Raw genomic sequence first — 26,519 nt, 5'->3', positions numbered from 1 at the left:
ACGGGCAGGGACCGGCGGCGCGAGCGGTCGGACGGCCGGCCGAACCGGCCGGCGACGACCGTGCCGCACCCGGGACAGGCGCCCGCGGCGTCCAGGAGGAAATCGGTGACCTGGAACCAGTCCCTGCGGATCACGGCGAGCCCGCAGCCAGGGCACCACGTCGTGTGCCCGGCCGGATCGTGGACGTTGCCGGTGTAGACGTACCGCAGCCCGGCGTCGAGGGCGAGGCAGCGGGCGCGGGTGAGGGTGGCGGGCGGAGTGCGCGGGACGTCGCGCATCCGGTGGTCGGGGTGGAAGGCGCTGAAGTGCAGCGGCACGTCGGGGCCGCACTCGGTGGCGACCCAGCGGCTGAGCGCCGCCAGGTCCGCGTCGGAGTCGTTGTGCCCCGGGATCACGAGGGTGGTCAGTTCGACCCACACGTCGGTGTCGTGGACGAGGTAGGCGATCGTGTCCAGGACCGGCTGCAAGTGCGCCCCGGTCAGCCGACGGTAGAACGTGTCGCTGAAGCCCTTGAGATCCACGTTGGCGGCGTCCATGACAGCGAAGAAGTCGCGCCTGGCCTCGGGATTCACGTAGCCGGCGGTGACGGCGACATTGGCAAGCCCACGCGCGCGGCACGCCTGGGCGACGTCGATGGCGTACTCGGCGAAGATGACCGGGTCGTTGTAGGTGTAGGCGACCCCGGCGCACCCCTGCGCCACCGCGGTGTCGGCGATCTGCTCGGGGGTGCCCTCGTCGGCGAGCCGATCCATGGCGCGGGAGGTCGAGATGTCCCAGTTCTGGCAGAACCTGCAGCCCAGGTTGCAGCCGGCGGTGCCGAAGCTGAGGACGCTCGTGCCGGGCCAGAAGTGGCTGAGCGGCTTCTTCTCGATGGGGTCGATGGCGAACCCGGACGACCGCCCGTACGTGGTGAGGACGAGCCGGTCGTCCTCGTTGGCCCGCACGAAGCAGAAGCCGCGCTGGCCCGGCCGCAGGCGGCACTCGCGCGGGCACAGGTTGCACTGGACGCGCCCATCGTCGGTGCGTTCCCAGTAGCGGGCGGGATGATGGCTCATGGTTCCTCCGCCCACGCCCGGACGCCGTAGCGCGCCAGGGCGAGGTCGTGCGGCCAGTGTCCGGGGCGCAGTCCGGCCTTGGCGAGGAGGGCGTCGACGAACGCGTCCGCGTCGCCGAGGTGGTCCCACACCTGGGGCAGGAAGGTGGCGCGGTGGCGTCCGGCCGTGAGGATGAGGCCGTCGATGCCGGGCCGCAGTTGCGCCAGCGCGTCGGCGCGCGAAGCGAACGTCAGCGGTTCGGGCTCGCCCAGCACCGACACCTCGACCCGGACGCCTCCGAACTCGTCGGAGCGCAGCGGCTCGAACCGGGGGTCGCGGAACGCCGCGTTGCGGGCGTTGGCGGCGACGTCCTCACCGAGGGGCGCGTGTGCCACGAGGGTGCCGATGCAGCCGCGCAGCCGCCCGTCGGTCGTGAGGGTGACGAAGCAGGCACCTGGGGCGTCCAACCACGGCGGCTGCGCCGCGCGCGGGGCGGTCAGCCCGAGGCGATCGGCGATCGCTGCCCGGGCCAGGGGCAGCAGGACGCCACCGGCGTCGGCGGGCAGCGCGAGCATCACTCCTCCTCGTGCCAGGCGATCGCCGCGTAACCGACGACGCGGGACCGGTCGCCCGCCGTGTCGCCGGAGTTGCCGGCGCCCAGCAGGGTGGGGCGCAGGCGGTGCCGCGGGGCGGCGGTGAGCAGGCCGTTCAGGGGCCGGACGCCGCAGGCGTCGTCCGGGCCGACCGGCGGCTCGACGCGGAGGATGCGGTCGAGGGTGGCGGCATCCCGGGCCCGGGCCCGGTCGTAGGGCAGATAGTGCGAGAGGTCGGAGCTGATGACGACGAGGGTCTCGGGGCCGCCCCACACGGCGTCGAGGACCTCGGCGGCCTGCTCGGGAGACACCTCGCCGACCGCGAGCGGGACGAGGGCGAACGGGCCGAGCACCCGTTGCAGGAAGGGCAACTGCACCTCGAGGGCGTGCTCGTCGGCGTGCACATCGGTACGGGTCACCACCTGGGGCAGGCCGGCGAGGCCGGCGAGGGCGTCGCTGTCGACGGGTACGGCGCCGAGCGGGGTCGCAAAGGCGTCCGCGCCGGGCAGTGCGACCCCGCGGACGCCCACGCGATGGGTGGGGCACGCCACGACGACCCGCGTCACGGAGTCAACGGACGGCGCGACGGTGGCGAAGGCACGGGCGGCGAACGGCCCGGAGTAGACATAGCCGGCGTGCGGGCTGACCAGCGCCTTCACGCGCCCGGGCACGGGCGGAGAGGCGGCGTCCGCGAGGAGGCGGTCGACCGTGGCCGCCAAGCGGGCAGGATCGGCCGGATAGAAGGATCCGGCAACGGCAGGCGGTCTGATCGTCATCGTCCAACCCCCTCGGGAGGGATCCAGCCTACCTCCACCGCCGAACCCCGGCGGAGGCCGGTAGGGTGCCGAGCGTGCGCCGCTACCTTGAGGTCGATGTGTTCGCGTCCGGCCCTCTCACGGGAAATCCGCTGGCGGTGGTGGTGGACGCCGCCGGGCTCGACACCGCGGCGATGCAGGCCTTCGCCCGCTGGACGAACCTGTCGGAGACCACGTTCCTCCTGCCGCCCACCGATCCTCTCGCCGACTACCGCGTGCGCATCTTCACGCCGTTCGAAGAGTACCCGTTCGCCGGCCACCCCACCCTGGGCTCGGCGCGCGCCTGGCTGGCGACCGGCGGCGTGCCCGCCACCGCGGGACGGGTGGTGCAGGAGTGCGGGGCCGGGCTGGTCCCGGTGCGGCTGGACGGCGCCACGCTCGCCTTCGCCGCGCCGCCGCGGACGCGCACCGGCCCGGTGGACACCGCCACCCTCGACCGCCTCCTGCCGGCCCTCGGGATCGGGCCGGCCGACGTGGTCGCGCACGAGTGGGGCGTGAACGGGCCGGCGTGGCCGATGCTGCAGCTCGGCTCGCTGACGACGTTGCGGGCGATCAGCCCGGAGGCCGGCGTCCGCGCAGGACTGGTGGGTCTGTGCGCACTGGCGGACGAGGGGCCGCACGCGTACGAGGTGCGGGGCCTCTTCGAGGGGGGCGAAGACCCGGTCACCGGCAGCCTCAACGCTGCGCTCGCGCAGTGGTTGCGCATGCGTGGGCTGGTGCCGGCGCGGTACACCGTCAGCCAGGGGAGGGCGATCGGGCGGAACGGCATCGTCACGGTCGACGACGACGGCACGGACGTGTGGATCGGTGGGGAGGCGTCCGTGGTGGTGTCAGGCACGGTCGCGCTGGAGTCCTGACGCGGATCAGGGGCCGGCGAGGTCGTCGTCGACGTAGCCGCGCGCAACCGCGCCGAAGCCGGCGACCACCATGGCCACCGACGAGGCGATGAGCACCCACAACGGGACGGCCCAGCCACCCGTCACCCCGTGGACGACCCCCACCAGGAACGGGCCGAGCGCGGCGAACGTGTACCCGATGGTCTGGCCGAACCCGGAGAGCCGCGCCGTCACGTGGGGGTCGCGTGAGCGGGCGGTGATGAGCGCCAGCGCCATCGGGAACGCCGCTCCGGACAGCCCCAGCGCCGTCGCCCACAGCCACGGCAGGAACGTCGGCGCATACAGGATGCCGAGGTAGCCGACCGCCAGCAGCACCCCCATCACCACGACGACGGGCCGCAGGTCGGCGACGCGGTCCACCAGGCGTGCCATGACGAGCCCCGCCGGAATGCCGAACGCCGGAATGATCGACACGAGCAGCCCCGCGTAGGCCGCGTCGAGCCCGCCGTCGCGGAACATCTGTGACACCCAGCCGAACTGGACGTACGCCTGCATCGACTGGATCCCGAAGAACACCCCGAGCGCCACCGCGCGCCGCGACCTCAGCAGGCTCGGCCCCTTGTCCCGGCGTCGGGTCACCCCTGCGGACCGGTCCGTCACCGCGACCGCCACCATCGGCACCACGGCTGCCAAGGCGGTGAGGCCGCACCCGAACAGGGCCGCCCGCCAGCCGCCCGGGAGCGACCGCGCCATCGGCACCGCCAGCGCGGACGCCGTGGTCGCCCCCACCGCCAGGCACGTGCTGTAGGCGGCCGTCAGGGTCGCCACACGTTCGGGGAAGCGCCGCTTGATGAATGCGGGGACCAGCACGTTCCCGATCGCGATGCCTGCGAACCCCAGCACCGTGAGCGCGAGGAACCAGGCGGCATCCGACACCCACGCCCGGACGCCCAGCCCGATCGCCGCGGCGGCCATGCCGAGCCACAGGGCGCCATTGAGCCCGACGCGCAAAGAGAATGCGACGGCGAGGCTGCCGAAGAACGCGAAGCACACGCCGGGCAACGCGGTCAGGACGCCGCCCCACGCCGCCCCCTGCCCCAGCCCTGCGAGCACCTCGGCGATAATGGGCCCCAGCACGGTCGCGCCGGGCCGCAGGTTCAGCGAGATGAGCACCACGGCGGCGACGGCGACCCACGTCGCCTGCCGCCGAAGCTTCGTCATGCGCCTCACTGTAGGGGTCGCGACCGACGGCGACACCCGCCCTTCCCGCCCGCCTTCCCACAAGCCGGACCGGGAAAAAGGCCGCGATTCGGTCACGTCTGCCCGCAGCGCCGCCCATTCTCCCTAGACTCGCGTCCAGAAGCCCCGCGAATGAGGTCCGCAGCCAGGTCAGGAAGGGGGACGGTCCGCCATGTCGTCGACACCCTCCGACGCCCCGCCGCGGACCCGCCCGCGCCGGCTCGGCGACGACGACCTGCGCGCCGTCCGCCTCGTCGGCCTCGTCGTGCCGGTCGTGTTCATCGGCGTCGTCCTGGCGGTGCGGCCCGTCCTGTACAGCCTGCTCGGCCACGAGACCGGCTTCTTCGTCATCGGCGCCACGATCGTCCTCGCGTCCGCCGCCTTCGGCTGGATCATGTACCGCCTCATCGGCCGCGCCCACGCCGAGGCCGTCCATCATCAAGAAGAGCTCGCCGCCGAGCGCGCCCTGCGCGACCTCGAGAGCCAACGCCACGCCGCCGCCCTCACCGAGCGCGACCGCATCGCGCGGGAGCTCCACGACAGCGTCGCGCAGATCCTCGGCGTCGCCCACCTCAAGCTGCAGGTCCTCGGCGTGCACCCCGAGATCCGCGCCTCGGAGAAGCTCTCCGGCGAGGTGGACGCCCTCACCCAGCTCTGCCGGGACGGCTACGCCGACGTCCGCGAGGCCATCATGGGTCTCAAGGACGCCCACCTCCCCCACCCGGCGATCCTCGAGCACGTCGACGCCTACCTCGAGCGCTACTCGCGCCTGTCCGGCATCCCGACCCGGCTGGACGCCGACTGCGCCGGGCTGGCCCTCGCCCCGGACGCCGAGGCCCAGGTCATCCGCATCATCCAGGAAGCGCTCAGCAACGTGCGCAAGCACGCGGCGGCGTCCGCGGCGACGCTGGAGGTGCGCAGTTCCGGGGACGCCACCACGTTCACGGTCGCCGACGACGGCCGCGGTTTCGACCCGGACGCCGTCGCGCGGTCGGCCGACGCGGGCTACGGGCTGGCGTCCATGAGCGAACGCGCGGCCGGCTTCGGCGGGCGGCTCGTCGTGGAATCGGCCCCGGGGGCCGGCACGCGCGTCCAGGTGGTGGTGCCGGCCGATCTCCGCCTGGACGAGGAGCTGAGCGCATGACGGACCGGCCCGCCCGCATCCTGCTCGCCGACGACCTGCCCCTGTTCCGGCAGGCGATCGCCCAGCTCATCGACACCCAGGCCGACTTGGAGGTCGTCGGACAGGCGCCGAACGGTCTCCTGGCCGTGGAGGCGGCGATCGAGCTGCGGCCCGACGTGGTGGTGCTCGACGTGGAGATGCCTGTCATGAACGGCATCGAGGCGGCCCGGCGGTTGCGCGTCGAACTGCCCGACGTGCGCATCGTCATGCTGACCGTCAGCGACGACGACGTGCACCTGCTGGACGCCGTCCGGCTCGGCGTCCACGGCTACCTCCTCAAGGACCTCGCCCCCGCCGAGTTGTTCGACATGATCCGGTCCGCGCTGCGCAACGAGAACCCCGTGTCGCCCGCCCTCGTCGGCCGCCTGCTGAGCGCGATCCGCGCGGGGGACGCGCCGCGGGCGAAGGTGGCCGAGGAGGGTCCAGTCCTGTCGCAGCGCGAGCTCGACGTGCTCCGCCTCGTCGCCGACGGACTGTCGAACAAGGAGATCGGCGTCCGGCTGTCCATCACCGAGGGCACCGTGAAGAACCACGTCCACAATGCGCTGGCCAAGCTCGACATGGACAACCGCATCCAGGCCGCCACCTACGTCGTCCGCCACGGCATCGGCCGCCCCCACCACTGACGCCCGCTGCGCCGACGGGGTGTATCTCCGGTTCTACCTTCTTTCTATCCCCTGCCGGATGGCTGGACCGCCCCGGCGCGGATCACGATGGCCGGGAGGGGTCCCGTGCGGACGCCGACAACGGAGGGGGTGGGCCATGCGCCGCTGGGTCGAGGTGGTCCTCGACTGGTTCAGGGTGAACATCGGTTCGTCCTGGCGCTGGTTCCTGCCCCTCGTCGGTGCGCTGACGGGCATCCTCGTGGGCCTCATGGTGTTCACGTTCGGCTACGCCGGCGGCGCCGCCTACTTCGGCCACGACCCGGGCGCGTGCCTCCAGTGCCACTCCATGAAGGAGAACTACGACTCGTGGACCCGCGGCCCGCACGGCCACGCCGCCACCTGCCAGGACTGCCACTCCCCCCACGACGACGCCGTCGCCTGGCTCATCTCGGAGGCCGACAACGGGTTCTGGCATTCCCTGAAGTTCACCACGGGCGCCTACCCCGAGAACATCAAGATCCGCGACGTCAACCGCAAGATCGCCGAGGAGTCCTGCCTGCACTGCCACGCGGGTCTCACGGACGACATCCGCATGACGCGCGCGGGGGCGTCCCACGACGACCAGATCGACTGCCTGCAATGCCACGCCAACGTCGGACACATGAGGTGATGTGAGAATGAGTACCTCAACCACTGAGAAGGTCGGGGGCCGCAAGCCCCGGTGGGGGTTCATCGCGACCGTCCTCGTCCTCGGCGCGGTCGTGGCCGTGGGCGTCCTGGCGCTGCTGGTGGACATCTTCACCAAGCGCACCGAAGCCCAGCAGCCGTACTTCCAGGTCGTGCAGCTCACCGACACCACCTACGACCCTGCAGTGTGGGGTCAGAACTTCCCGCTGCAGTACGAGGGCTGGCTGAAGACCCAGGAGATGCCCGCCGACGAGCAGTTGCTCCGGACGCCGACCGCCGACGACCCGCGGACGGTGATGGCCAAGAGCAAGCTCGAGGCCGACCCGCGCCTGGTGACGATGTGGCAGGGCTACGCGTTCTCGGTCGAGTACAACGAGCCGCGCGGCCACATGTACATGCTCGAGGACCAGCGCCTCGTGAAGCGCGTCACGATGTTCAAGCAGCCCGGCGCGTGTCTCAACTGCCACGCGTCCTTGCCCGAGGTCGTCAACACCCTCGGCAACGGGGACGCCGCCGCCGGCTGGGCCGCGATGAACAAGATGCCCTATAGCGAGGCGACGACCTACGCGCAGCATCCGGTCGGCTGCATCGACTGCCACGACCCAGCGACGATGAAGCTGCGTGTGACGCGCCCGGCGTTCATCGAGGGCATCAAGGAGTACAAGGCCTCCGAGGCCGGTGGCAGCGTCGCGAACTTCGACGTGAACACGATGGCGTCGGCCAAGGAGATGCGCACGTACGTGTGTGCCCAGTGCCACGTCGAGTACTACTTCGCCGGGGACGAGAAGACCCTCACCTTCCCCTGGGAGAAGGGCCTTACCGTGAACGACGCGATGGCCTACTACGACGAGATCGGCTGGTCGGACTTCACGCACAAGCTCACCGGCGCCCCCGTGATCAAGGCCCAGCACCCCGACTTCGAGACGTTCAGCCAGGGCGTCCATGCGTCGGCGGGCGTGACCTGCGCCGATTGCCACATGCCGTACAAGCGTGAGGGCGCCGCGAAGATCACCGACCACCAGGTCGCCAGCCCCATGCGCACCAACGAGACGATCAACACCACCTGCCTCACCTGCCACCGCACGTCGGAGGAGGAGATGCGGGCGCGGGTCGACACGATCCACAACCGGTACGAGGAGACCAAGAACACCGCGTTCGACGCCCTCGACCAGCTGATCGCCGACATCGTCAAGGCGCGCGAGAACGGCACCGACCAGGCGCGGATCGAGGAGGCGTGGGCCTACCAGCGGCAGGCGCAGTTCATCGTCGACTACGTGACGAGCGAGAACAGCCGCGGCTTCCACGCCCCCGCCTACACGAACCAGATCCTCAACCAGGCGACGGACGCCGCCCGGCGCGGCCAGCTGGCCCTGCTGGGACAGACCTACCCGCCTGCCTCGGCGCCGTCCCCGGCCCCGGTTCCGGAGTACACGCCGCCGCCAGCCTCGCCGACGCCGAGTCCTCAGGCACCGGAGACGGCATCGGCCCCCACCACCCCGTAAGGACCGGCAGCCCGCCTCGGACCCGGGCTCCCGCCACGGACCCCATCCCTACCCGACGGTAGGGGTGGGGTCCGCGTTGTTGTGCCCCCCTGTGCCAGATTCGTGCCCGGCGGAGGATGGTCCGCGCGGCCGCGACGGGCCGAGAGTGGGGGCACACCCGGTAGGAGGGGACCATGGTCCGAGCATCCTCGTCCCGCCCGGCCGAGCTCGACGGCGATCTGTACGACGACTACGCCCTCGACCTCGAGACCGGCGACGCCCACGAGACCGAACGCCCGCGCGTCCGCGAGCGGCGGCGTCCGGCCAAGGGGGTGGTGACCGTCACGGTGCTGCTCTTCGCGGGGGCGCTCGTCTGGTCGATCTACTTCGCCGGACGGCCCGCCACCGCCCTCCCCGACGGGCACCCGGACGTCTCCTCCATGACGGCCGCGCCGGTCGCCGCCGCGACCACCCCGCCCGCCCTGGACGAGGCGCTCGCCGCCGAGCTACAGGCCAAGGTCGACGCCGACCCCAACGACCTGGTGAGCATCCGCGCTCTGGCCGATGTGTACTTCCGCGCCGAGCAGTTCGACACGTCGGCGTCCTGGCTGGAGAAGTTCGTGGCGGCCAGGCCCGACGACCTCGACTCGCGACTGGTGCTCGGTGTGGCCTACTACAACGTGCAGCGCTTCGACGACGCCAAGGCTCAGTGGCTGAAGGCGACCGAGATCTCGCCGACGAGCGCGCATCCCTGGTACAACCTCGGCTTCCTCTACCTCAGCACCGACCCGCCCGACATCGGCGCAGCGGAGGCTGCGTGGAACCGCGTCATCGAGCTCGACCCCGGCTCGGACCTTTCCTCGAGCGTCACCGAACACCTGCAGCGGTTGCAGGACTCCGAGGCGATCGGCTCGCCGGCGCCGACACCCTGACGGTGCCGGGGCCGAGCCGATCAGCCGTTGGTGGAAGCGCTCGCACCCACGTAGGCCTTGAGGTGCTCTCCCGTGAGGGTGGACGCCTCGGCGACCAGATCGGCGGGGGTGCCCTCGAAGACGACGCGACCGCCGTCGTGGCCGGCCCCGGGGCCGAGGTCGATGATCCAGTCGGCGTGCGCCATGACGGCTTGGTGATGCTCGATGACGATGACGGTCTTGCCGGAATCGACGAGCTGGTCGAGCAGGGCGAGCAGCTGGGCGACGTCGGCGAGGTGGAGGCCCGTGGTCGGCTCGTCGAGGACGTAGATGTCGCCCGCTTCACCCATCCGGGCCGCCAGCTTGAGGCGCTGGCGCTCGCCGCCGGACAGGGTCGTGAGGGGCTGGCCGAGGGTGAGGTAGCCGAGACCGACGTCGACGAGCCGCTGGAGGACCTTCGCGGCGGCGGGCGTCCGGGCCTCGCCGTCGGCGAAGAAGGCGCGGGCGTCCGTGACGGGCATCGTGAGGACCTCGTGGATGTCGCGGCCGCCCAGCTTGTACTCGAGCACGGCCGCCTGGAAGCCCTTGCCGTCGCAGACCTCGCAGGTGGTGGTGACGGTGTCCATGAAGCCGAGCTCGGTGAAGATCACCCCGGCCCCGTTGCACGTGGGGCACGCCCCTGCCGAGTTGGCGCTGAACAGGGCGGGCTTGACACCGTTGGCCTTCGCGAAGGCCTTGCGGATGGGCTCGAGGACTCCGGTCCAGGTGGCGGGGTTCGAGCGGCGCGAGCCCTTGATGGCGCCCTGGTCGATGACGACGACGCCGTTGCGCTTCTCGACCAAGCCCGCGATCAGGGATGACTTGCCCGAGCCCGCCACCCCGGTGAGAACGACGAGCACGCCGAGGGGGATGTCGACGTCGACGTCGCGCAGGTTGTGGAGGGCGGCGCCGCGGATCTCGAGGGCGCCCGACGGCGTCCGCACCTCCTCCTTGAGCCGCGCGCGGTCGTCGAGGTGGCGTCCGGTGAGGGTGCCGGAGGCGCGCAGCCCGGCGACCGGGCCCTGGAAGACGATCTCGCCGCCCGCCGAGCCGGCGGCGGGGCCGAGGTCGACGACGTGGTCGGCGATCGCGATGGCCTCGGGCTTGTGCTCGACGACGAGGACGGTGTTGCCCTTGTCGCGCAGGCGGAGCAGGAGGGCGTTCATGCGGTCGATGTCGTGCGGGTGGAGCCCGATGGTGGGCTCGTCGAAGACGTAGGTGACGTCGGTGAGCGCGCTGCCGAGGTGGCGGATCATCTTGATGCGCTGCGCCTCGCCGCCCGAGAGGGTGCCCGAGGCGCGGTCGAGGCTGAGGTAGCCGAGGCCGATCTCGACGAACGCGTCGAACAGGTGGCGGAGGCTGGCGAGCAGGGGGGCGACGGAGGGCTCGTCGAGGGCGGCGACCCAGGCGGCGAGGTCGGAGATCTGCAGCGCGCAGGCGTCCGCGATGGAGAGGCCCGCGATCTTCGAGGCCCGGGCGCCCGCGGTGAGGCGGGTGCCGTCGCAGTCCGGGCAGGTCTTGAACGTCGCCGCGCGCTGGACGAAGGCGCGCACGTGGGGCTGCAGTTCGTCCGGGTCCCGGCTGAGCATGGACTTGCCGATCCTCGTAAGCACGCCCTCGTAGGTGACGTTGATGCCCTCGGCCTTGATCTTCGTGGGCTCCTTGTAGAGCAGGTCGTGCAGCTCGCGCTTGGTGAACTTCGCGATCGGCTTGTCCATGTCGAAGAACCCCGAGCCCGCGAAGATGCGGCCGTACCAGCCGTCCATGGAGTAGCCGGGAACCAGGAGGGCCCCGTCGGAGAGCGACTTGGTCGCGTCGTAGACGGCCGTGAGATCGACGTCGCTGATGTGGCCGATGCCTTCGCAACGCGGGCACATGCCGCCGACGACCGAGAACGACGCCTTCTGGGCGATGGTCTTGTCGCCGCGCTGAACGGTGACCGCTCCCCCACCGGTCGCCGAGGGCACGTTGAACGAGTACGCCTGCGGTGAGCCGATGGGGGGATCGCCGAGGCGGCTGAAGAGCACGCGCAGCAGTGCGTTCGCGTCGGTCACCGTGCCGACGGTCGAGCGCACGTTCGCGCCGAGCCGCTCCTGGCTCACGATGATCGAGGTGGTGAGGCCGTCGAGGGTGTCCACATCGGGGCGGTCGAGGGTCGGCATGAACCCTTGCACGAACGCGGGATACGTCTCGTTGATCATGCGCTGGGATTCGGCGGCGATCGTGTCGAACACGAGCGAGCTCTTCCCCGACCCGGACACGCCGGTGAAGGCGGTGAGCCGCCGCTTCGGGATCTCGACGCTGACGCCCTTGAGGTTGTTCACCCGGGCGCCCTCCACGCGGATCAGGTCATGGCTGTCGGCAGCGTGCGGCATGAGGCCGCAGCCTATCCCTCGGACCCACCGCACACGACCACCGCGCGCTACCACGCGATCCCGGCACGGCCCGCCGCACACACGATCCCAGCACGCGACGGCCGGCGCCCGCCGCAGCCGGGCGGCCTCGGAGCGTCGCGTGCTGGGATCCGGTGGTCAGTGGATCTCGAGGGCCGCGGCCTCCCGAACCCCGACGGTGCCGTCGGCGGTCAAGGTGACCCCGAAGCCGTCGGGTTCCAGGAAGCTGCGCAGGCTGAAGACGATCTCGCCGTCGGCCAGGTAGAGCTCGGTCACCGAGCGGTCGTGCACGACGAGCAGATCGACCTCGTCGCCCTCCGGCAGCGTCACCGAACGGACCATCTTGCGCGCGTCGTGCGAGCGCGGGTAGCGGGCCGTGCTGCGATCGACGGTCATCTTTCCCTCGGCGAACGCCACCGACACGTGGCACTCCTCCGTTCCCAGCCGCAGGGTCGCAGCGGCGGCGTCCGACAGATCGAGGTGCAGCGTGAGGACGAACGACCGGATGCCGTCGAGTTCGGCGAGGGCGGTGGTGGTGTCGGTGAGGGACTGGCCGGCGACGGCGAGCGGGGCGAGGCCGAGCTCCCCCGTGCCGACGACCGGCTGCTGGCGCAGCTTGCCGTCGTGGAGGGTGAGGGTGCGGGGGACGGACAGGCAGTGGATCCAGCCGTGGTCGGGCAGCGACGGGTGGTCGTCGGTGGCCGAGTTGCCGACCCACGCGATGTAGGTGACCGGACCCTCGTCGCCGGGGGCGCGCTTGAAGACCTGCGGGGCGTAGTACTCGAAGCCGGCGTCCATCTCCGTGATGTCGGTGACCTCGTGGAATGCGGTGCCGTCGAGGCGGCCGACGACGTAGCCGACGGCGAAGATGTTGCGGAACGCCTCCTCGCGCGCGGGGATGCCCTGCGGGCTGAAGATGAGCACGTCCTTGGTCTCACCGGTGACCTCGTCGGTCATCGTGAGGAAGTTCGGGCACTCCCACATGTAGCCGAAGTGGTCGAAGGCGCCGGCGGCGTCCGGGAAGGAGAGGTCGCCGTCGTAGCGCCAGTGCAGCAGGTCGTCGGAGCGGAGGAACACCATGGCGCCGATGTTGCCGACGCGCTTGGCGCCGATGGCCATGCGGTAGGAGCCGTCGGTGTCGGTCCAGACCTGGGGGTCGCGGTAGTGCGGGGTAAAACCGTCGGGGGCGGAGTCGATGATCGGATTGCCCTCGTACTTGGTGAAATGGACCAGGTCGGGGGTGGTGACAAGGCACTGGTGGCTGGCGCGGGTCACGTCGCCCGGGCGGACATTGCCCGAGTAGAACAGCCACACCTCGTCGCCGTTGAAGAAGGCGTTGCCCGAGTAGGCGCCGTCACGGTCGTAGTCGCGGTCGGGGGCGATGGCCGGCGGGTGCGTCTCCCAGTGGACGAGGTCGTCGCTGGTCGCGTGCCCCCAGAACACTCCGCGCTCGGGGAAGAACGGGCTGAACTGGTAGAAGGCGTGGTAGGTGCCGTCCTTGATGAGCAGCCCGTTCGGGTCGTTGAGACGCCCCACCGGCGGGGCGACGTGGAAGATGGGGCGGTCGGGGTCTTCGCCGGCGCGGGAGGCGGCCATTGCCTCAGCTGCGCGCTGCATGAGGTCGTCTGTCATGGGGTCACGCTAGCGTGTCCAACGTTGGACAGACGGTTTTCGGATCAACTGACTCAACTCGGACCAGCAGCCCGCGCGTTGCGCCTGCACCGAGGCGCACTCAACCTCGGTGCGGCTGCTCTCCCGCTGGTGCGGACGCCGGCGCTGCGGCCGGTAAGGCTCCGCGATCCTCGGCGCCGCTGGCGCGCGCTACCGCACGAACTGGTCGATGGTCGCGATGATGGCCGGGCGCAACTCCGCCGGTGTGATCACTCGGTCCACGGAACCGACCTCGACCGCCCGGTGGATGTTGTGCACCGCGTCGAACTCGGCTGCGATCTCGCTGATCTTCTCCGCCCGGACGGCCGCGCGCGCATCGGCCAACTCCACCTGCAACGCCGCCTTGGCCTCCGAACGTGCGGTCCGCAGTCGGGCCTCCAGGTTCGCCACGCGCGGGTCGGACGCCGTCCGCTTGCGCACATCGCCGGCGAAGACGACCGCCGCCGCTGGGGCACCGCCGATGACGGACGCGAACGATCCCTCGATGGCCAACACCGTCAGGTTGTCGTTGAGCCGCTTGCTGAACACCACGTACGCGCCCCCGTGGTACCGCGAGATGACGCAGAACACGATCGGGCCGTCGAAGTTGACGATCGCCCGGCCGATCTCGGCGCCGTACTCCAGTTGCAGGTTCCGCATCGACTCCGGCGACCCGTCGAAGCCCGACAGGTTCGCCAGCACGACGACCGGCCGGTTCCCCGAGGCCGCGTTGAGGGCGCGCGCGACCTTCTTGCTCGACAACGGGAACAGCGTGCCGGCCGTGTAGGTGTCCGGACCGTCCGTGGGCGGGAAGCCCGCCCGCGGCACCGGCTTGGACTCGATGCCGATCACGCACGCCGAGTGCCCGCCGATGCGCGCGTCCATGACGACGGCGGTGTCGGCGTCCGCCATGCCTGCCCAGCGCTCGAGGCGCGGATGGTCGGCGTCGCACACCGCCGCGATGACGGTGCGGATGTCGAACGGCTTCTTGCGGTCCGGGTTGTGGGTGGCGCTGAAGATCTGCCCCACGGTCGTGAAGTCCGAGCCGGGCATGACGTGCGGGAAGTCGGACACGTCGCGATCCAGCGGATCGGTCGTCGGCGCCCGCCGCGGCCCGGCCTCGCCGGGCGCTACGTAGGTGTGCTCGTAGTGGTTCAGCAGGATCTCGAACGCCCCGACGAGATCGGGCGCCCAGTACTGCGCCTGCCCGTTGGGTCCCATGACGCGGTCGTAGCCGCCGATGCCGAAGTTGTCCTCGGCGGAGACGCCGCCGGAGAAGTCCAACGACTGCTTGCCCGTGAGCACCATCGCCGAGTCCGGCGTCATGATGAGGATGCCCTTGGTGTGCATGAGCATCGTCGCCTCGGCGTTCCAGTAGGGCTGCGCGCCCACGTTGATGCCGGCCACGACCACGTTGATCTCGCCGCCCGCCTGCGTGAAGTGCACGATCCGGCGCAGCGCCGCCCCCACCCAGTCGAGGTTCTCGGTGCCCGAGTCCATCGAGATCCGCGCGCCCGAGCTGAGCGTGAACCACTCCACCGGGACGCCCTTGGCCTCCGCCCGGTCGATCGCCGCGATCACCCGGCGACACTCGGCCTCGGCGAGGGAGCCCAGCCCGCGGGTGGGGTCGCCCGACAAGATGATGCGCGTGATGCCCTCGGGATGCAGCGGCGTCAGGGTGGTCACCTCGGCGCAGATGATGCCCGCCTTGTTCTGGCCCGGACGCCGATCCACCGGTACGAGCCGATCCGGCTCGCCGGCGGCGACGGAGGGATCGAGGTCGAGTTCGACCAGCGTCCCGCCGGGCCCAGCCAGCGTGCCGGACAGCTCGTAGGGATACACCAGCCCGCGCCGCCGCGCCCGCACGATCTTCGCCGTGTAGTCGTCGAGCGGCTGGAGCGGCTCGGTGGGCGGGGGTTCGACGGTCGTTGTGACGCCGCCGCCCGGCTTGGCATGGAACCGGATCGCCATCGGGATCGACGGCTGACCGGGCCGCACGAAGGTGCCTTGAGCGACGACCTCCTCGATGCCCGCACCCTCGCTGAGCGGCGTGATCTTGCCCTGCAGGGCGGTCACGTCGCGCAGGTCGAGGTCGATCTCGGGCCACACGGTCACCCACACGTGGTTCATGTCGAGCGCCCGCCCGGCCGCCCCGCGCGCCGACCGCGTCCGCCGGATCGCCTCCAGGCAGTTCTCCACCGCCCGCTCGGCGTGCGGCAGGCCGATCAGGTGACCCGCGGCGTCCCGGACGGCCGCCAACTGGCTGACCTCCGCCATCGCCACCAGCCGCTGGTCGGACGGGTTGGAGCGCGCCACGCAGTCGAACAGCAGGACGCCGCGCGGCGACGGCAGGCGGGTCAGGTCGAACTCGCGCAGCCGCCACAGGTTGAGGCGCCGGAAGATCATCGGGTGGACGCCGCGGATGCGGGCGTCCTCGGCGAGGACGCCGTCGGCGTCGGGCCGGAACGTGACGTAGTCGACCTCGCCCTCGGCGGGCAACACGCACACGACGACGCGCCGGAGGCCGCCCGGCCACGCCCACGCCTGCAGCACCGGCTGCAACTGCGCCGACAGGGACGCGTGGTCGGACGCCTCGGGCCACGTCACGTACAGCTCGACCACGGCGTCGTCGCCTGCGTGACGCCGGGCGAGGGCGTCCGCGACGGCGTCGGCCACCGGACCGTTCGCCCCCAACTCGTCGGCCCGCGCGGCGGTCGCGATCGCGGCCGTCGGACGCCCCTCGAGCCGGTAGCGTCCGACGACCACGGGCCGGTCGTCGACGAGATCGGCGCGCATGTCGCTCAGGTCGTAATCGCCGTAGTGCTTGACGGTGAGCACCTCGAGCAGCGGCTCGGGGCCGCCGATCCCACGGTGCAGGCGCTCGGCGAGATGCAGCACGAGGCGTTCCGGGATGGCTGCCAGCGCCGCGATGCGTTCGGTGTGGTCGGGGGCGTCCGGATGCGCGGCGAGGGCTTCGACCTCCGCGGCCACGCCTGAGAGCACCTCCTCGCGCTCGGCGTCCACCTGCGGCTGGTCGAACCAGCGGAACCGCACCGACCGGGCGAGATCTCCGACGGCCGGGAAGCGCCGCTGCGTCGCCCGGACGAGCCGCTCCAGTTGCGGACGCGCCGAGGCCGCGACGCCGGCGTCCGGCACCGGCTCGGAGATCCAGCGGTCGAGGATCGCCAGCACGACCTGGACATCGTCGGCGACCCGCTGCTGGGCGAGGAAGACGCGGAAGACGGCCTCCTCGAGGGCGGGCGTCCGGTCGAGAGCATCGACGCCGTAGTGGGCCAGCGCGCGGCCGAGGCGGTCGGTGAACTGCTCGGGCAGGCCCGCACGCTCGGTGTCGAGGCTCTGCAGGTAGCCGTGGAAATACTCGCGATCGGAGTGGATGCGCAGCTCGGTGCTCGCCTGCTCCGACGCCGGCCGGTTGCGGCTCAGCTCGGCCAGGTCGGCGAACAGCGTGAACAGCTCGACCTCGCCCGCCAGCACGTCGGCGCCCTCGGCGCGGGCTTGTTCGCGCGCGGCGAGGTAGGCGGGCAGGGTGCTGCCGGCGGCGTCGACGTCGTAGCCCATGAGGTGCGCCGACAGCTCGCCGAGCAGGGACGCCGCCCGTTCGGACGCCGTCGGCCCGGCCCCGCTCGTGGGCAGATCGACGGGCTCGGACGCCGCCTCCTCGGCCTCGCCGTCGCCCTCGGCGAGGGGCTCGAGACGGACGAGGGGCGCCATGGACTCGACCTGGCTGCCGCTGATGACGAGGAGTTCCTTCACGCGGGCCGCGAAGGGCGCGCCGATCACCGTCTCCATCTTCATGGACTCCAGCACGACGACCGGAGCACCGGCGGCGACCTCGTCGCCGACCGCGACCGGCGTGGCGACGACAAGCGCCGGCGCCGGCGAGCGCAGAACGCCGCCCTCGTCGCGGCTGACGCGGTGCGTGACGCCGTTGACCTCGATGAGGTGCACCGGGCCGTGGGTGGCAGACACGATGCGGTAGGTGACCTCGCCGACGCGGAGGCGTCCGTGGACGTCGTCCAGGCGTTCGAGCCGGGCGTCCACGGCCTCCTCGCCCACCCGGACGCGATAGCAGTCGGTGCCCACCCGGAACACCGTGAGCGTGTGCACGACGCCGCGCAGCGTGAGGTCCACCGAGAGACCCGCCTGGTGGGCCGCCTGCGGCCGGCCGCCGTGGGCGGTCTCGAGGAGGCGGGCCACCTCGAGCTTCTCCGCCTCGTCGTACGCCTCGATCGCCGCGGCGACGAGCGCCACGCCCGAGTGGGCGTCCGCCACGAGCTCGCCCTCGGCGCGGACGCGGTCGATCCAGCCCGTGTCCGCCCAGTCGGGACCCGACACAACCTCCGGCCGGCCGAGCAGTTCGAGGATGAAGCTCTTGTTCGTCGCACCACCCTCGATGATGACGGTGGTCTCGGCGAGGGCGCGCCGGAGGCGTCCGAGGGCCTCGGCGCGGTCGCGGCCGGACGCGATGATCTTCGCGATCATGGAGTCGAAGTCGGCGGGGATCGAGTCGCCCTCGGCGACCCCGGTGTCGACGCGGATGCCGGGGCCGACCGGGAAGTCGAGCCGCGTGATGAGTCCGGGGGCGGGGGCGAAGTCGCGGTCGGGATCCTCCGCGTTGAGCCGCGCCTCGATGGCGTGCCCCGCCTCGACCGGGCGCTCGCCCAGCGGCTCGCCGGCCGCGACACGGATCTGGGCTTTGACCAGGTCGAAGTCGTTGGTGACCTCGGTGATCGAGTGCTCGACCTGCAGGCGCGTGTTGACCTCGAGGAAGGCGAACAGGCGGTCGCCCGGGTGGTAGAGGAACTCCACCGTGCCCGCGCCCGCGTAGCCCACCGCGAGAGCGAGCCGCTCGGCCGACGCCTTCAGCTCGGCCACGTCCTCGGGGGCGAGGAGGGGGGACGCCGACTCCTCGATGACCTTCTGGTTGCGGCGCTGGATCGTGCAGTCGCGGACGCCGAGCGCCCACGCGGTGCCCTGGCCGTCGGCGATGATCTGGACCTCGACGTGCCGGGCACCGGTGACGAGCCGCTCCAGGAAGACGACCCCCGAACCGAAGGCGCGCTCGGCCTCGTCGCGGGTGCGCTGGTAGGCGTCGGTGAGATCGTCGGCGGTGTCGACGCGGCGGATGCCGCGCCCGCCGCCACCGGCCGTCGCCTTGAGCATGAGCGGGTACCCGATGCGGTCGGCCGCGGCGAGGGCGTCCTCGAGGGTGTCGACGCCGCCGCCCGACCAAGGCGCCACAGGGACGCCGACCTCCTCGGCGATCAGCTTGCTGCCGATCTTGTCGCCGAGCTTGCGCATCGCCTCGCCCGAGGGGCCGATGAACGTGATGCCCAGGCTCGTGACGAGGTCGGCGAACGCGGCGTCCTCGGCGACGAAGCCCCAGCCGACCCACACGGCGTCCACACGCGCCTCGCGGAGCACCCGGGCGAGCAGGTCGTGGTTGAGGTAGGGGCGGTCGGCGGCCGGGCCGAGCGGGAAGGCCTCGTCGGCCTCGCGGGCGAACATGGCCGTGCGCTCGGCGTCCGTGTAGAGGGCGATCGTGGTGATCGGGGCGGCGTCGGGGTGCTGAGCGTTCAGGTCGCGGACAGCGTGGATGAGACGCATCGCTGCCTCACCACGATTGACGATCGCGATGCGCTGGAACACGTGACCTCCTGGAACGGCGTGCGGGACTCACAGCAATGTCCCACGGGTGAGGGGCGGGCCGCACGCAGGCATGGCAACTTTCGGCGAAATCGCCCCAATCCACGCCGGGGAAACCAAGGTGTTCGCGGAATCACTTGTGGGGTTCCTACAACAGGCGCGCGCCGGACGCCGCGGGTGCCTCGGGGTGGAACCCAGTAGCCTGCGGGGGGGAGAAGGAGACGGGCATGGTCCAACGGCCGGTGAAGCCGCGCACGTACGCGGAGTACGTGGCGGACACGCTCATGGGGCGCCTGCTCCGCCGCGACCTTGCAGCGGTGGTGACCGCGTGGGGCGGACTGCTCGCGGTGGCCGGCACGGTGGCCGCCCTGATGGGGGTGGGGTCCGGGCTGTTCTGGGTGGGGGTCGGCGTCGTCGTGGCCGGCGTGGCCCTCTGGGCGTGGCGTCGCTTCCAGCGCGTGCTGGACCGGGAGGCCGTGCCCGTGCACACGGCCGGCGGGCACGGGGTCGTGAAGGACCCCAACCGCTTCGGCAACGTGTCCCTCTACTTCCTGCTGGCGGCGATCGTGGGCGGAGCCGTCATCGCCTGGCCGCGGTTGGAGCCGGGGTCACGTCCGGTCGCTGTGGTCGCGCTGGTGGCGATGGCTGCGTTCGTGGCGTCCGTGCAGATCCCGGCGATCCGTCGGGAGCGGACCAAATTCGCCGCCGTCGAGGCCGGGCTGGCCGCGCACCCCGACCTGGCGGCCATCTACCGCCAGAACCTGCAGCACTGGGACGCCGGCGGCACAGCACCTGGACGTGGCCAGCGCCGCCAGGCGCCGAGGAAGCGCACCTAAGGACCGCGCGCCGATTCACACCCAGCGCGGAGCGGGGGATGCCTGACCGGACGGGACGCCGGCGGCATGGGTGCGGAGGCGGTCGGGACCGGAGCGGCTCTGGACGACCACGGTGCTGCCACGCACGCCGGGATCGGCGGTCGTCCAGACGGCGGAGACCGGCGCTGGCCGGCTCACGAGCGCGGTCGGGATCGCCACGACCACCGCAGACACGCCGCACACGGACGCCCCCACGAGCGCCGCCATGCCGAGATACCAGCGACTGACCACGATCCTCCTGCACCCGGGCCTGAACCAACCACCCCACCCAACCAGACGCCCATCGCCGAACGGAACCGTTGTTGAAACTTGACCCCCGCACCCGTCCAGCGCGCTCGCCGCTGCGAACGCGCGAGCGGCGCCCAGGATGGTCCTGGGCGCCGCTCGTGCGGAACAGGGTCAGCGGGTGGCGACGAACACCTCGTCGGCGAGGATGCCCGGGCTGACGCGGAGCACCCCGTCGTCGCCCACCGGGATCGGCAGGACGATGTTGCCGGTGGCAGTGGCGCCCGGGTAGAGCTCGTTCCAGTCGAGGGCATCGGGGGCGACGACGCCCGAGTCGGTGGTGGAGACCACGTTGCCCCCGCTGGTGACGTACTCGACGGACACGAAGAGGGGCGACTGGGCGTCCTCGCCGTTCCGCGTGATGGAGACGTTGATGAGCCCGTAGGCCGTCCCGTCGGCTGGCTTCTCGTTGTACGGGTTCTCGGCGAGGACCTGATCGGTGGCGTCGGCGGTGAAGGAGTTGACCGCGACCGTCCACTCGTCGTTGCTGATGGCCGACCCCAGCGGGTAGGGGTTCTCGCGCGTGCCGAGGTCGCCGGACGCATCCGGACCGCCTGAGCTGCTGCCGCCGGTGGAATCCGCCGAGGTGACGGGCGCGACGGTGATATTGCCGCCGGTCGCCTCGTTGATGGCGATGGCGGTGACGACCAGGGTGGCGATCAGCCCGACGATCGTCCCGACCACCGAGACGATGAGTGCCGCGATGGCGAGGCCCTTCTTCTGGTCCTTCAGGAAGAGCGTGACCAGCGCAAGGATGAACGCGACGGGCAGCAGCACCCACGCGACGACCATCACGCCGGGAATGACGGCCAAGATGAACCCGACCACCGCCAGCGCCAGCGCGACGATGCCCATCGTGGGTTTGCGGTCCACGGGTGCGGCGGGGGCGGTGGGCGCGAACTGCGGCGGGATGCCGGCCGCCGGGTACCCACCGGCGGGCTGTTGCGGGGCAGGAGGCTGCTGGGGGTCGAAGGGGGGCGTGCTCACGGCGGACTTTCCTTTCGGGGGTGTGTCAAGGCACCGACACGCTAGCGGGGTGGGCGTCGCCGCGGCGTCCGGTCCCATGCGTCGGGACCGGCGGGGCGATCGGGACACACCGTGCTCCCCGGCGCGCTCGCCCGGCTCGCCGGGGAGGCGGGCAGGCGCCGCGTGCGCGATGATCGGGGCATGCACGGTTCCGGCCCACCCTCACCCCTGGTCGTCTCGCTGATCGGAGGGTTCTCGCTCCTGTTGGCGTGGATCCTCTCGCTCGGTCTCCCCTCGCTGGGGGCGCTCATGGCGATCCCCATGGTGGTCGCGGCAGCGGGCGGCCTGTACGCCTTCTCGCTCGTGCCGGGCGCCCTCCGGGAGGACAAGCTGGCCGCCGGCCCGTGGGCCCCCCCTCGACCCGTCAGGGCGCCCCCGCTCGGGCACACCGGGCGTCCAGCAGCTCGCCTTCCACCTCGGCCAGCAGCTCCAGGGCACGGCTTATGTGGTCCTGACCAGCGCGGACGCCGTCCGCGTCGCGTGGAACACCGGTGACGTGCGCTACAACCCGATCCTGAGCCAGAACCGCGTCGAGCGGGTCTACACGACGGTGCTCGCCGAGGAGCGGCCCGGCACGTTCCTGCGCCGGGACGTGTACGAGGCCTACGACGCCACCCTCGGTGTGCTTTACGCGTCGGCCTGGCGGGCGATGAGTGGCGGCCGCCTCCGCCGCGTGGAGCGGCGGGTCGATGTCGCGGTCACGCCGCGCGGACCCGAGGTGGCCGTCGACTACTGGCTCGACACGCGTATCGTCGACCGAGCCGTGGACGCCGCCCTCCAGGCCGTCCACGGTCGGGCGAAGCTGGGGGCGATCGCGAAGGGTGCCGCGGCGATGGCCGTGGTCGGCCTCGCGTGCACGTTCCTCGGCATCGCCGTCGCCATCGGCGCCGCGGTCGCCGGCTGAGCCGGCGACGGCAACCGGAGACGGCACCGGCGGCGTCCTCAAGCCTTCGGCACTCCGCGCGCGCTGCCGATGAACGCCTGGTAGTCGGCCAGGTAGCCGCCGATCTCGGCGGCGGCGGCGAGGGTGAACGCGAGCGCCCACCGCCGCTCGCCGGTGCGCTCGCGCAGTTCCATGAGCGTCTGGAACTGGCCGACCTCGACATCCCGGTCGCCCAGGATCACGGTGAGCGAGATGGCCTGCATGAGCCGATCGGGGGCGGAGTCGTCGCGCTTGACGAGCCGCGTGTCCTTGCCCATGGCCTGCGACTCGGCCAGCATCAGGTCGGCCGCCTGCACGAGAGTCGCGCCGGGGGCCAGCTCTGCCGCCCCCACGAGGATGCTCGGCGCGAACGTCGGGAACGCGCCCACGCGCATCGCGAAGAGGCGCGCCCCGGGGGGCGGCGTCACCTCGCGCCACTGGTCGTTGGGCAGCTCGAATTCGAGGTACTCCGGGCCCCCGGGGTGAGTGGTGCTCTGGTTGTCCATCGTTGCTCTCCCGATCAGAAGATCTTGTCGAAGAAGTTGCCGACGCCCTCGGCGACGTCCTTGGCGGTGTCCACCATCTCGCCGACGTCGATCTCGACGTTGAGGCCGATACTGCCGCCGTCCCCGAGGGCGACGCCGCCTGAGGCCCCGAGCTTCAACTTAACGTCAGAGAAGCCGATGTCGACCGAGCCCTGGGCGCCGATGCCGGCCCAGACGCCCCCCTTGACAGCGGCGGTCACACCTCCGACGTCGAGGCCCGCCTTCCCCTCGGCCTTGGCGCCGGCGAAGACCTCACCATCGGCGTGCACGCCCGTGCCCGTCACCTTCGCGGAACCCTGGGCGATGGCGCCCGCGTAGGCGTCGCCGCTGCCCTTGAGGGCGACGTGGTTCGCGAGGGCGACGAACCGGCGGCCGACGCGGTGACGCCGGCGACCAGCTGGCCACTCGCGGACAGCTCGCCCGGGCTCGCCACCGATCCCTTGGCGAACAGGCCGGCCCGGGCGTCCGCCTCACCCTTCGCGTCGAAGCCCAGGATCTGGCCCTCGCGCTCTCCCGAGGCGAACTCGTGCCCCACCTCCAGCTTGCCGCTGAGGATGGTCAGTTTGGGTTTGGGGATGGTCGAGTTGGGGTCGTTCGTCGTGTTGTTCGGGGTGAACCAGTGGTCGCCCTTGGCGAGCGAGACCTCGCCGCCCGGGAACCAGTCGAGGGGATGCTCGATCTGGAAGAAACCGTCCTCGCCGAAGAGCCCTCCCTCGCCGAAGGGACCGTTCGGCCACGGGATCGGCCAGCCGCCGGGGGGCATCGGCACGGGGAAGAAGGGCGGCGGCCACGGGCCGGGCCACCCACCGGGCGGGTACGGGATCGGATCGTCGGGATCCGGAAGGGGGTGCGGCCAGGGGGCGCCCGAGATCGGGCCGACGCCGCCGATGCCGCCGCCCGAGTCGCTGGCGCGCTCCTGCTCGTCGGCCTCCTGGCGCAGCGTCTCGGACGCCTCGGCGAGGGTCGCGGAGGCGTCCTCGAGGCACGGCAGCAGCCGGCTGCTCCAGCGCTGGCGGAAGCGGTCGGCGTCTCGCCCCTGCCACGAGCCGCGCATGATCGCGGGCGCCAACTGGCGCGACGCGCTGTCGATGCGCCGCGAGGCGGCGCGGAAATCGTTCGCGAGCTGTCGCAGTTCGGCGATGTCTGCTCCGACCATGGTGCTCATGTCATCTCCCGGGGGTGGCGGGCGGGAATTCATTACGCAGGCAGGCTAGGGCGGCACGGCCGGAGCAGGCCATGGGGAGCACTCCCCGACCGCTCTGGCCCGGCCCGGCCAAGCGTGCGACAGTTGGCCCATGAGCGACTTCACCGACGCCGACCTGCGCGGCGCCCGTTTCGTGCGCACCGACCTGTCGGGAGCGGTGCTGCGGGGCGTCATGGTCGACGACGTCGACATCGACGCGCCGTGGCTGCTGGGGGGCGGGGGCGTCCTCCGGGTGAACGGGGTCGACGTGACCGGCTACGTGGACGCCGAGCTCAACCGGCGCTTCCCCGGTCGTGAGTTGAGGCGCCCCGACGATCTGGAGGGGCTGCGCACCGCGTGGGCGGCGGTCGAGGCGGCGTGGGCCAAGGCGACCGCACGTGCCGCGACGATGGCGCCGGGCGTGGTCGACGAACAGGTGGACGGCGAATGGTCGTTCGCCCAGACGCTCCGCCATCTGGTCATGGCCACCGACACGTGGCTGCGCGGCGCGGTGCTGGGCGTCGAGCGCCCCTACCATCCGCTCGGACAACCCAACGTGGAGTACTACACCGACGGCTACGATCCGGCCGTGTTCGCCTCCGGGACGCCGCCCTACGCCGAGGTGCTCGCCATCCGGGCCGAACGGCAGGCGATGGTGCGGGACTTCCTCGGCGACGCCACACCCGAACTCCTCGCCGAGACCCGCCCCAACCCGTGGGGGCCCCAGCACCGCGTGACCGTGCTGTCCTGCCTGCGCACGATCCTCGAGGAGGAGTGGGAGCATCTGCGCTACGCCACCCGCGACCTGGACACCTTGGCCAGCCGCGACTGAGGCGTCCGCCCGCGCCGAGAGGCGCTGTCGGTCATCGGACGGATAGGCTGATCGGTGCCGGCGAGCGCCGGCCCGAGCGACGGAGGCAACGACGCCATGCAGCTCAACCGCACCCACCTGCCCGACCTCGATGCCCGCGTCGCCGTGCCGTCCTACGATCCGGCGACGCTGACGCCGGGGATCGTCCACATCGGCGTCGGGGGCTTCCATCGCGCGCACCAGGCCGTCTACCTGGATCGGCTGCTCAACCAGGGCCAAGCCCACGACTGGGCCATCATCGGCCTCGGCCTGCTGCCGGGCGATGCGGCCATGCGGAACGCCCTCGCCCCCCAGGACCACCTGTACACCGTCACGGAGAAGCACCCCGACGGCACGCTCACCCCACGGGTCGTGGGCGCGATGATCGACTACCTGTTCGCCCCCGACGATCCGGGAGCCGCCCTGGCCCTCCTCGTCGACCCTGCCGTCCGCATCGTGTCCCTGACCATCACCGAGGGCGGCTACCACGTCGACCAGGCCTCGGGGGAACTCGTGGTCGACGCGGCGCTCGCCGCGGATCTCGAGCCGGACGCCACCCCGGCCACCGCGTTCGGGTACCTCGTCGAGGCGCTCGCCCGCCGCCACACCTGCGGGACGCCGCCCTTCACGGTGATGAGTTGCGACAACATCCAGGGCAACGGTTCGCTGGCCCGCCGCATGATCACCGCCTACGCACGGCTGCGCGACCCCGGCCTGGCCGACTGGATCGAGGCCGAGGTGGCGTTCCCCAACTCGATGGTCGACCGGATCACCCCGGTCACCACGGACGCCCATCGCACCGCCCTCCGCGACCGCTTTGGGCTGGACGACAACTGGCCGGTCGTGTGCGAGCCGTTCCTGCAGTGGGTGCTGGAGGACCACTTCCCCTCCGGCCGGCCCGCCTGGTCGCACGCCGGCGTCCAACTCGTCGACGAGGTGCTGCCCTACGAACTGATGAAGCTCCGCCTGCTCAACGCGAGCCACCAGGCACTCGCCTACCTCGGCCACCTGGCCGGTTACACCTACGCGCACGAGGCCGCGCAGGACCCCCTGTTCGCCGACTTCCTGCTCGGGTACATGGAACGCGAGGCCACCCCGACCCTCGAGCCCGTGCCGGGCGTCGACCTGGACGCCTACCGGCACACCCTCATCGAACGGTTCGCCAACCCCGAGGTGCGCGACACGCTCGCACGGCTCGCCGAGTTCACCTCGGACCGGATCCCCACCTTCCTCCTCCCGGTGGTGCACCACGCCCTCGCGCACGGTGGCGAGTTCCGGCGTGCCGCCCTCGTCGTGGCGGCCTGGGCGCGCTACGCGGAGGGTGTCGACGAGCAGGGTCGGCCCATCGACGTCGTCGACCTGCGCCGCGACGAGGTGATGACGCGTGCGGCACGGAACCGCGACGAGCCCGTGGCGTTCCTCGCCGACCTGAGCCTGTTCGGCGATCTGGCCGAGCAGCCGGCCTTCACGGCCGTGTACACCGAGGCCTTGGCCTCGCTGCACACCATCGGCGCCCGCGCCACCCTCGAACACTGGGTGTGATCGGCTCTACCCTGAGGGTGTGCCTGACCTGTCCGTGCCGCCGGGGCCCGGCGTCCCGGACGGCCTCGTCGTTCCCGTCGCCGACCTGACCGAGCGGTTCGCCCGCGCCTCCGGCCCGGGCGGCCAAGGGGTGAACACCACCGACTCGCGCGTGCAAC

At 71.8% G+C, this 26,519-nt stretch carries 22 protein-coding genes and 1 pseudogene; 11 read left to right on the top strand and 12 right to left on the bottom strand.

All coding sequences use genetic code 11. The features are described from left to right. From amrS to amrB, 3 genes are all read right to left on the bottom strand, one after another. The coding region (gene amrS / locus Q1K57_RS14470) for an AmmeMemoRadiSam system radical SAM enzyme (RefSeq protein WP_300083848.1) at positions 1–1,055 on the bottom strand (1,055 nt) is incomplete at its 3' end. Beyond that, a complete protein-coding gene (amrA, locus tag Q1K57_RS14465) occupies positions 1,052–1,609 on the bottom strand; it encodes an AmmeMemoRadiSam system protein A (RefSeq protein ID WP_300083846.1) in 558 nt (185 codons plus the stop codon). The genes amrA and amrS, both read right to left, overlap by 4 nt. Then, positions 1,609–2,403 (bottom strand): AmmeMemoRadiSam system protein B, encoded by a 795-nt coding sequence (gene amrB / locus Q1K57_RS14460; protein ID WP_300083844.1) that lies wholly within the window; start codon positions 2,401–2,403, stop codon positions 1,609–1,611. The genes amrA and amrB overlap by 1 nt, the downstream gene beginning before the upstream one ends. Before the next feature lie 74 nt (positions 2,404–2,477). Here amrB and Q1K57_RS14455 point away from each other — a divergent pair, with 74 nt between their 5' ends. After that, positions 2,478–3,299 carry a PhzF family phenazine biosynthesis protein gene (locus tag Q1K57_RS14455; protein WP_300083842.1) on the top strand — a complete coding sequence of 274 codons (822 nt, stop codon included), beginning with the start codon at positions 2,478–2,480 and terminating at the stop codon, positions 3,297–3,299. Positions 3,300–3,305: 6 nt separating this feature from the next. Here Q1K57_RS14455 and Q1K57_RS14450 read toward each other — a convergent pair whose 3' ends face one another. Next, complete coding sequence (locus Q1K57_RS14450) at positions 3,306–4,499, bottom strand: MFS transporter (RefSeq protein ID WP_300083840.1); 1,194 nt, start codon at positions 4,497–4,499, stop codon at positions 3,306–3,308. Positions 4,500–4,689: 190 nt separating this feature from the next. Here Q1K57_RS14450 and Q1K57_RS14445 point away from each other — a divergent pair, with 190 nt between their 5' ends. From Q1K57_RS14445 to Q1K57_RS14425, 5 genes are all read left to right on the top strand, one after another. Then, positions 4,690–5,661 (top strand): sensor histidine kinase, encoded by a 972-nt coding sequence (locus tag Q1K57_RS14445; protein ID WP_300083838.1) that lies wholly within the window; start codon positions 4,690–4,692, stop codon positions 5,659–5,661. Continuing rightward, positions 5,658–6,326: a response regulator transcription factor gene (locus Q1K57_RS14440; RefSeq protein WP_300083836.1), complete on the top strand. Its 669-nt coding sequence runs from the start codon at positions 5,658–5,660 to the stop codon at positions 6,324–6,326. Before Q1K57_RS14445 ends, Q1K57_RS14440 begins: the two co-directional genes overlap by 4 nt. Before the next feature lie 136 nt (positions 6,327–6,462). Continuing rightward, positions 6,463–6,975, top strand: a complete 513-nt coding sequence (gene nrfH / locus Q1K57_RS14435; protein ID WP_300083834.1) for a cytochrome c nitrite reductase small subunit — start codon at positions 6,463–6,465, stop codon at positions 6,973–6,975. 7 nt (positions 6,976–6,982) lie between these two features. Then, positions 6,983–8,494: an ammonia-forming cytochrome c nitrite reductase subunit c552 gene (locus Q1K57_RS14430; RefSeq protein ID WP_300083832.1), complete on the top strand. Its 1,512-nt coding sequence runs from the start codon at positions 6,983–6,985 to the stop codon at positions 8,492–8,494. 173 nt (positions 8,495–8,667) lie between these two features. Continuing rightward, on the top strand, positions 8,668–9,405 hold the full coding sequence (locus tag Q1K57_RS14425) for a hypothetical protein (RefSeq protein WP_300083830.1): 738 nt from the start codon (positions 8,668–8,670) through the stop codon (positions 9,403–9,405). Positions 9,406–9,425: 20 nt separating this feature from the next. On the opposite strand, the gene Q1K57_RS14420 is transcribed toward Q1K57_RS14425, so the two are convergent. From Q1K57_RS14420 to Q1K57_RS14410, 3 genes are all read right to left on the bottom strand, one after another. Next, positions 9,426–11,798: an excinuclease ABC subunit UvrA gene (locus tag Q1K57_RS14420; RefSeq protein WP_300083828.1), complete on the bottom strand. Its 2,373-nt coding sequence runs from the start codon at positions 11,796–11,798 to the stop codon at positions 9,426–9,428. A 156-nt stretch (positions 11,799–11,954) separates the two neighbouring features. Next, the gene (locus tag Q1K57_RS14415; protein ID WP_300083826.1) at positions 11,955–13,448 is read right to left on the bottom strand and encodes a glycoside hydrolase family 32 protein; all 1,494 of its coding nucleotides are present in this window, start codon (positions 13,446–13,448) and stop codon (positions 11,955–11,957) included. Positions 13,449–13,637: 189 nt separating this feature from the next. Further along, positions 13,638–19,136, bottom strand: a complete 5,499-nt coding sequence (locus Q1K57_RS14410) for a carboxyl transferase domain-containing protein (protein ID WP_300083824.1) — start codon at positions 19,134–19,136, stop codon at positions 13,638–13,640. Positions 19,137–19,360: 224 nt separating this feature from the next. On the opposite strand from Q1K57_RS14410, the gene Q1K57_RS14405 reads away from it, so the two are divergent. Further along, complete coding sequence (locus Q1K57_RS14405; RefSeq protein WP_300083822.1) at positions 19,361–19,969, top strand: hypothetical protein; 609 nt, start codon at positions 19,361–19,363, stop codon at positions 19,967–19,969. A gap of 15 nt (positions 19,970–19,984) precedes the next feature. Here Q1K57_RS14405 and Q1K57_RS14400 read toward each other — a convergent pair whose 3' ends face one another. After that, entirely contained in the window at positions 19,985–20,239 is a 255-nt protein-coding gene (locus Q1K57_RS14400; RefSeq protein WP_300083820.1) for a hypothetical protein, read from the bottom strand. A gap of 168 nt (positions 20,240–20,407) precedes the next feature. Beyond that, positions 20,408–21,280: a hypothetical protein gene (locus tag Q1K57_RS14395; protein WP_300083818.1), complete on the bottom strand. Its 873-nt coding sequence runs from the start codon at positions 21,278–21,280 to the stop codon at positions 20,408–20,410. Positions 21,281–21,764: 484 nt separating this feature from the next. On the opposite strand from Q1K57_RS14395, the gene Q1K57_RS14390 reads away from it, so the two are divergent. Next, the gene (locus Q1K57_RS14390) at positions 21,765–22,223 is read left to right on the top strand and encodes a hypothetical protein (RefSeq protein ID WP_300083816.1); all 459 of its coding nucleotides are present in this window, start codon (positions 21,765–21,767) and stop codon (positions 22,221–22,223) included. Positions 22,224–22,261: 38 nt separating this feature from the next. Here Q1K57_RS14390 and Q1K57_RS14385 read toward each other — a convergent pair whose 3' ends face one another. The 3 genes from Q1K57_RS14385 to Q1K57_RS14375 are packed head-to-tail and all read right to left on the bottom strand — an operon-like array spanning position 22,262 to position 23,951. Continuing rightward, complete coding sequence (locus tag Q1K57_RS14385) at positions 22,262–22,747, bottom strand: hypothetical protein (RefSeq protein WP_300083814.1); 486 nt, start codon at positions 22,745–22,747, stop codon at positions 22,262–22,264. A 14-nt stretch (positions 22,748–22,761) separates the two neighbouring features. Beyond that, a complete protein-coding gene (locus tag Q1K57_RS14380; protein ID WP_300083812.1) occupies positions 22,762–23,070 on the bottom strand; it encodes a hypothetical protein in 309 nt (102 codons plus the stop codon). Further along, a complete protein-coding gene (locus Q1K57_RS14375) occupies positions 23,067–23,951 on the bottom strand; it encodes a WXG100 family type VII secretion target (protein WP_300083810.1) in 885 nt (294 codons plus the stop codon). The genes Q1K57_RS14380 and Q1K57_RS14375 overlap by 4 nt, the downstream gene beginning before the upstream one ends. 130 nt (positions 23,952–24,081) lie before the next feature. Here Q1K57_RS14375 and Q1K57_RS14370 point away from each other — a divergent pair, with 130 nt between their 5' ends. The 3 genes and pseudogenes from Q1K57_RS14370 to Q1K57_RS14360 form a co-directional block, all read left to right on the top strand. Beyond that, positions 24,082–24,801, top strand: a complete 720-nt coding sequence (locus Q1K57_RS14370) for a DinB family protein (RefSeq protein ID WP_300083808.1) — start codon at positions 24,082–24,084, stop codon at positions 24,799–24,801. A gap of 54 nt (positions 24,802–24,855) precedes the next feature. After that, positions 24,856–26,361: a mannitol dehydrogenase family protein gene (locus tag Q1K57_RS14365; RefSeq protein WP_300083806.1), complete on the top strand. Its 1,506-nt coding sequence runs from the start codon at positions 24,856–24,858 to the stop codon at positions 26,359–26,361. A 34-nt stretch (positions 26,362–26,395) separates the two neighbouring features. After that, positions 26,396–26,519 (top strand): annotated as a pseudogene (locus Q1K57_RS14360) (aminoacyl-tRNA hydrolase); the annotation flags it as partial.

The organism is Propioniciclava sp., assembly GCF_029977985.1.
GTDB lineage: Bacteria > Actinomycetota > Actinomycetes > Propionibacteriales > Propionibacteriaceae > Propioniciclava.
The sequence above is the reverse complement of the archived record's forward strand: the minus strand, read 5'-3'. Positions and strand labels throughout refer to the sequence as shown.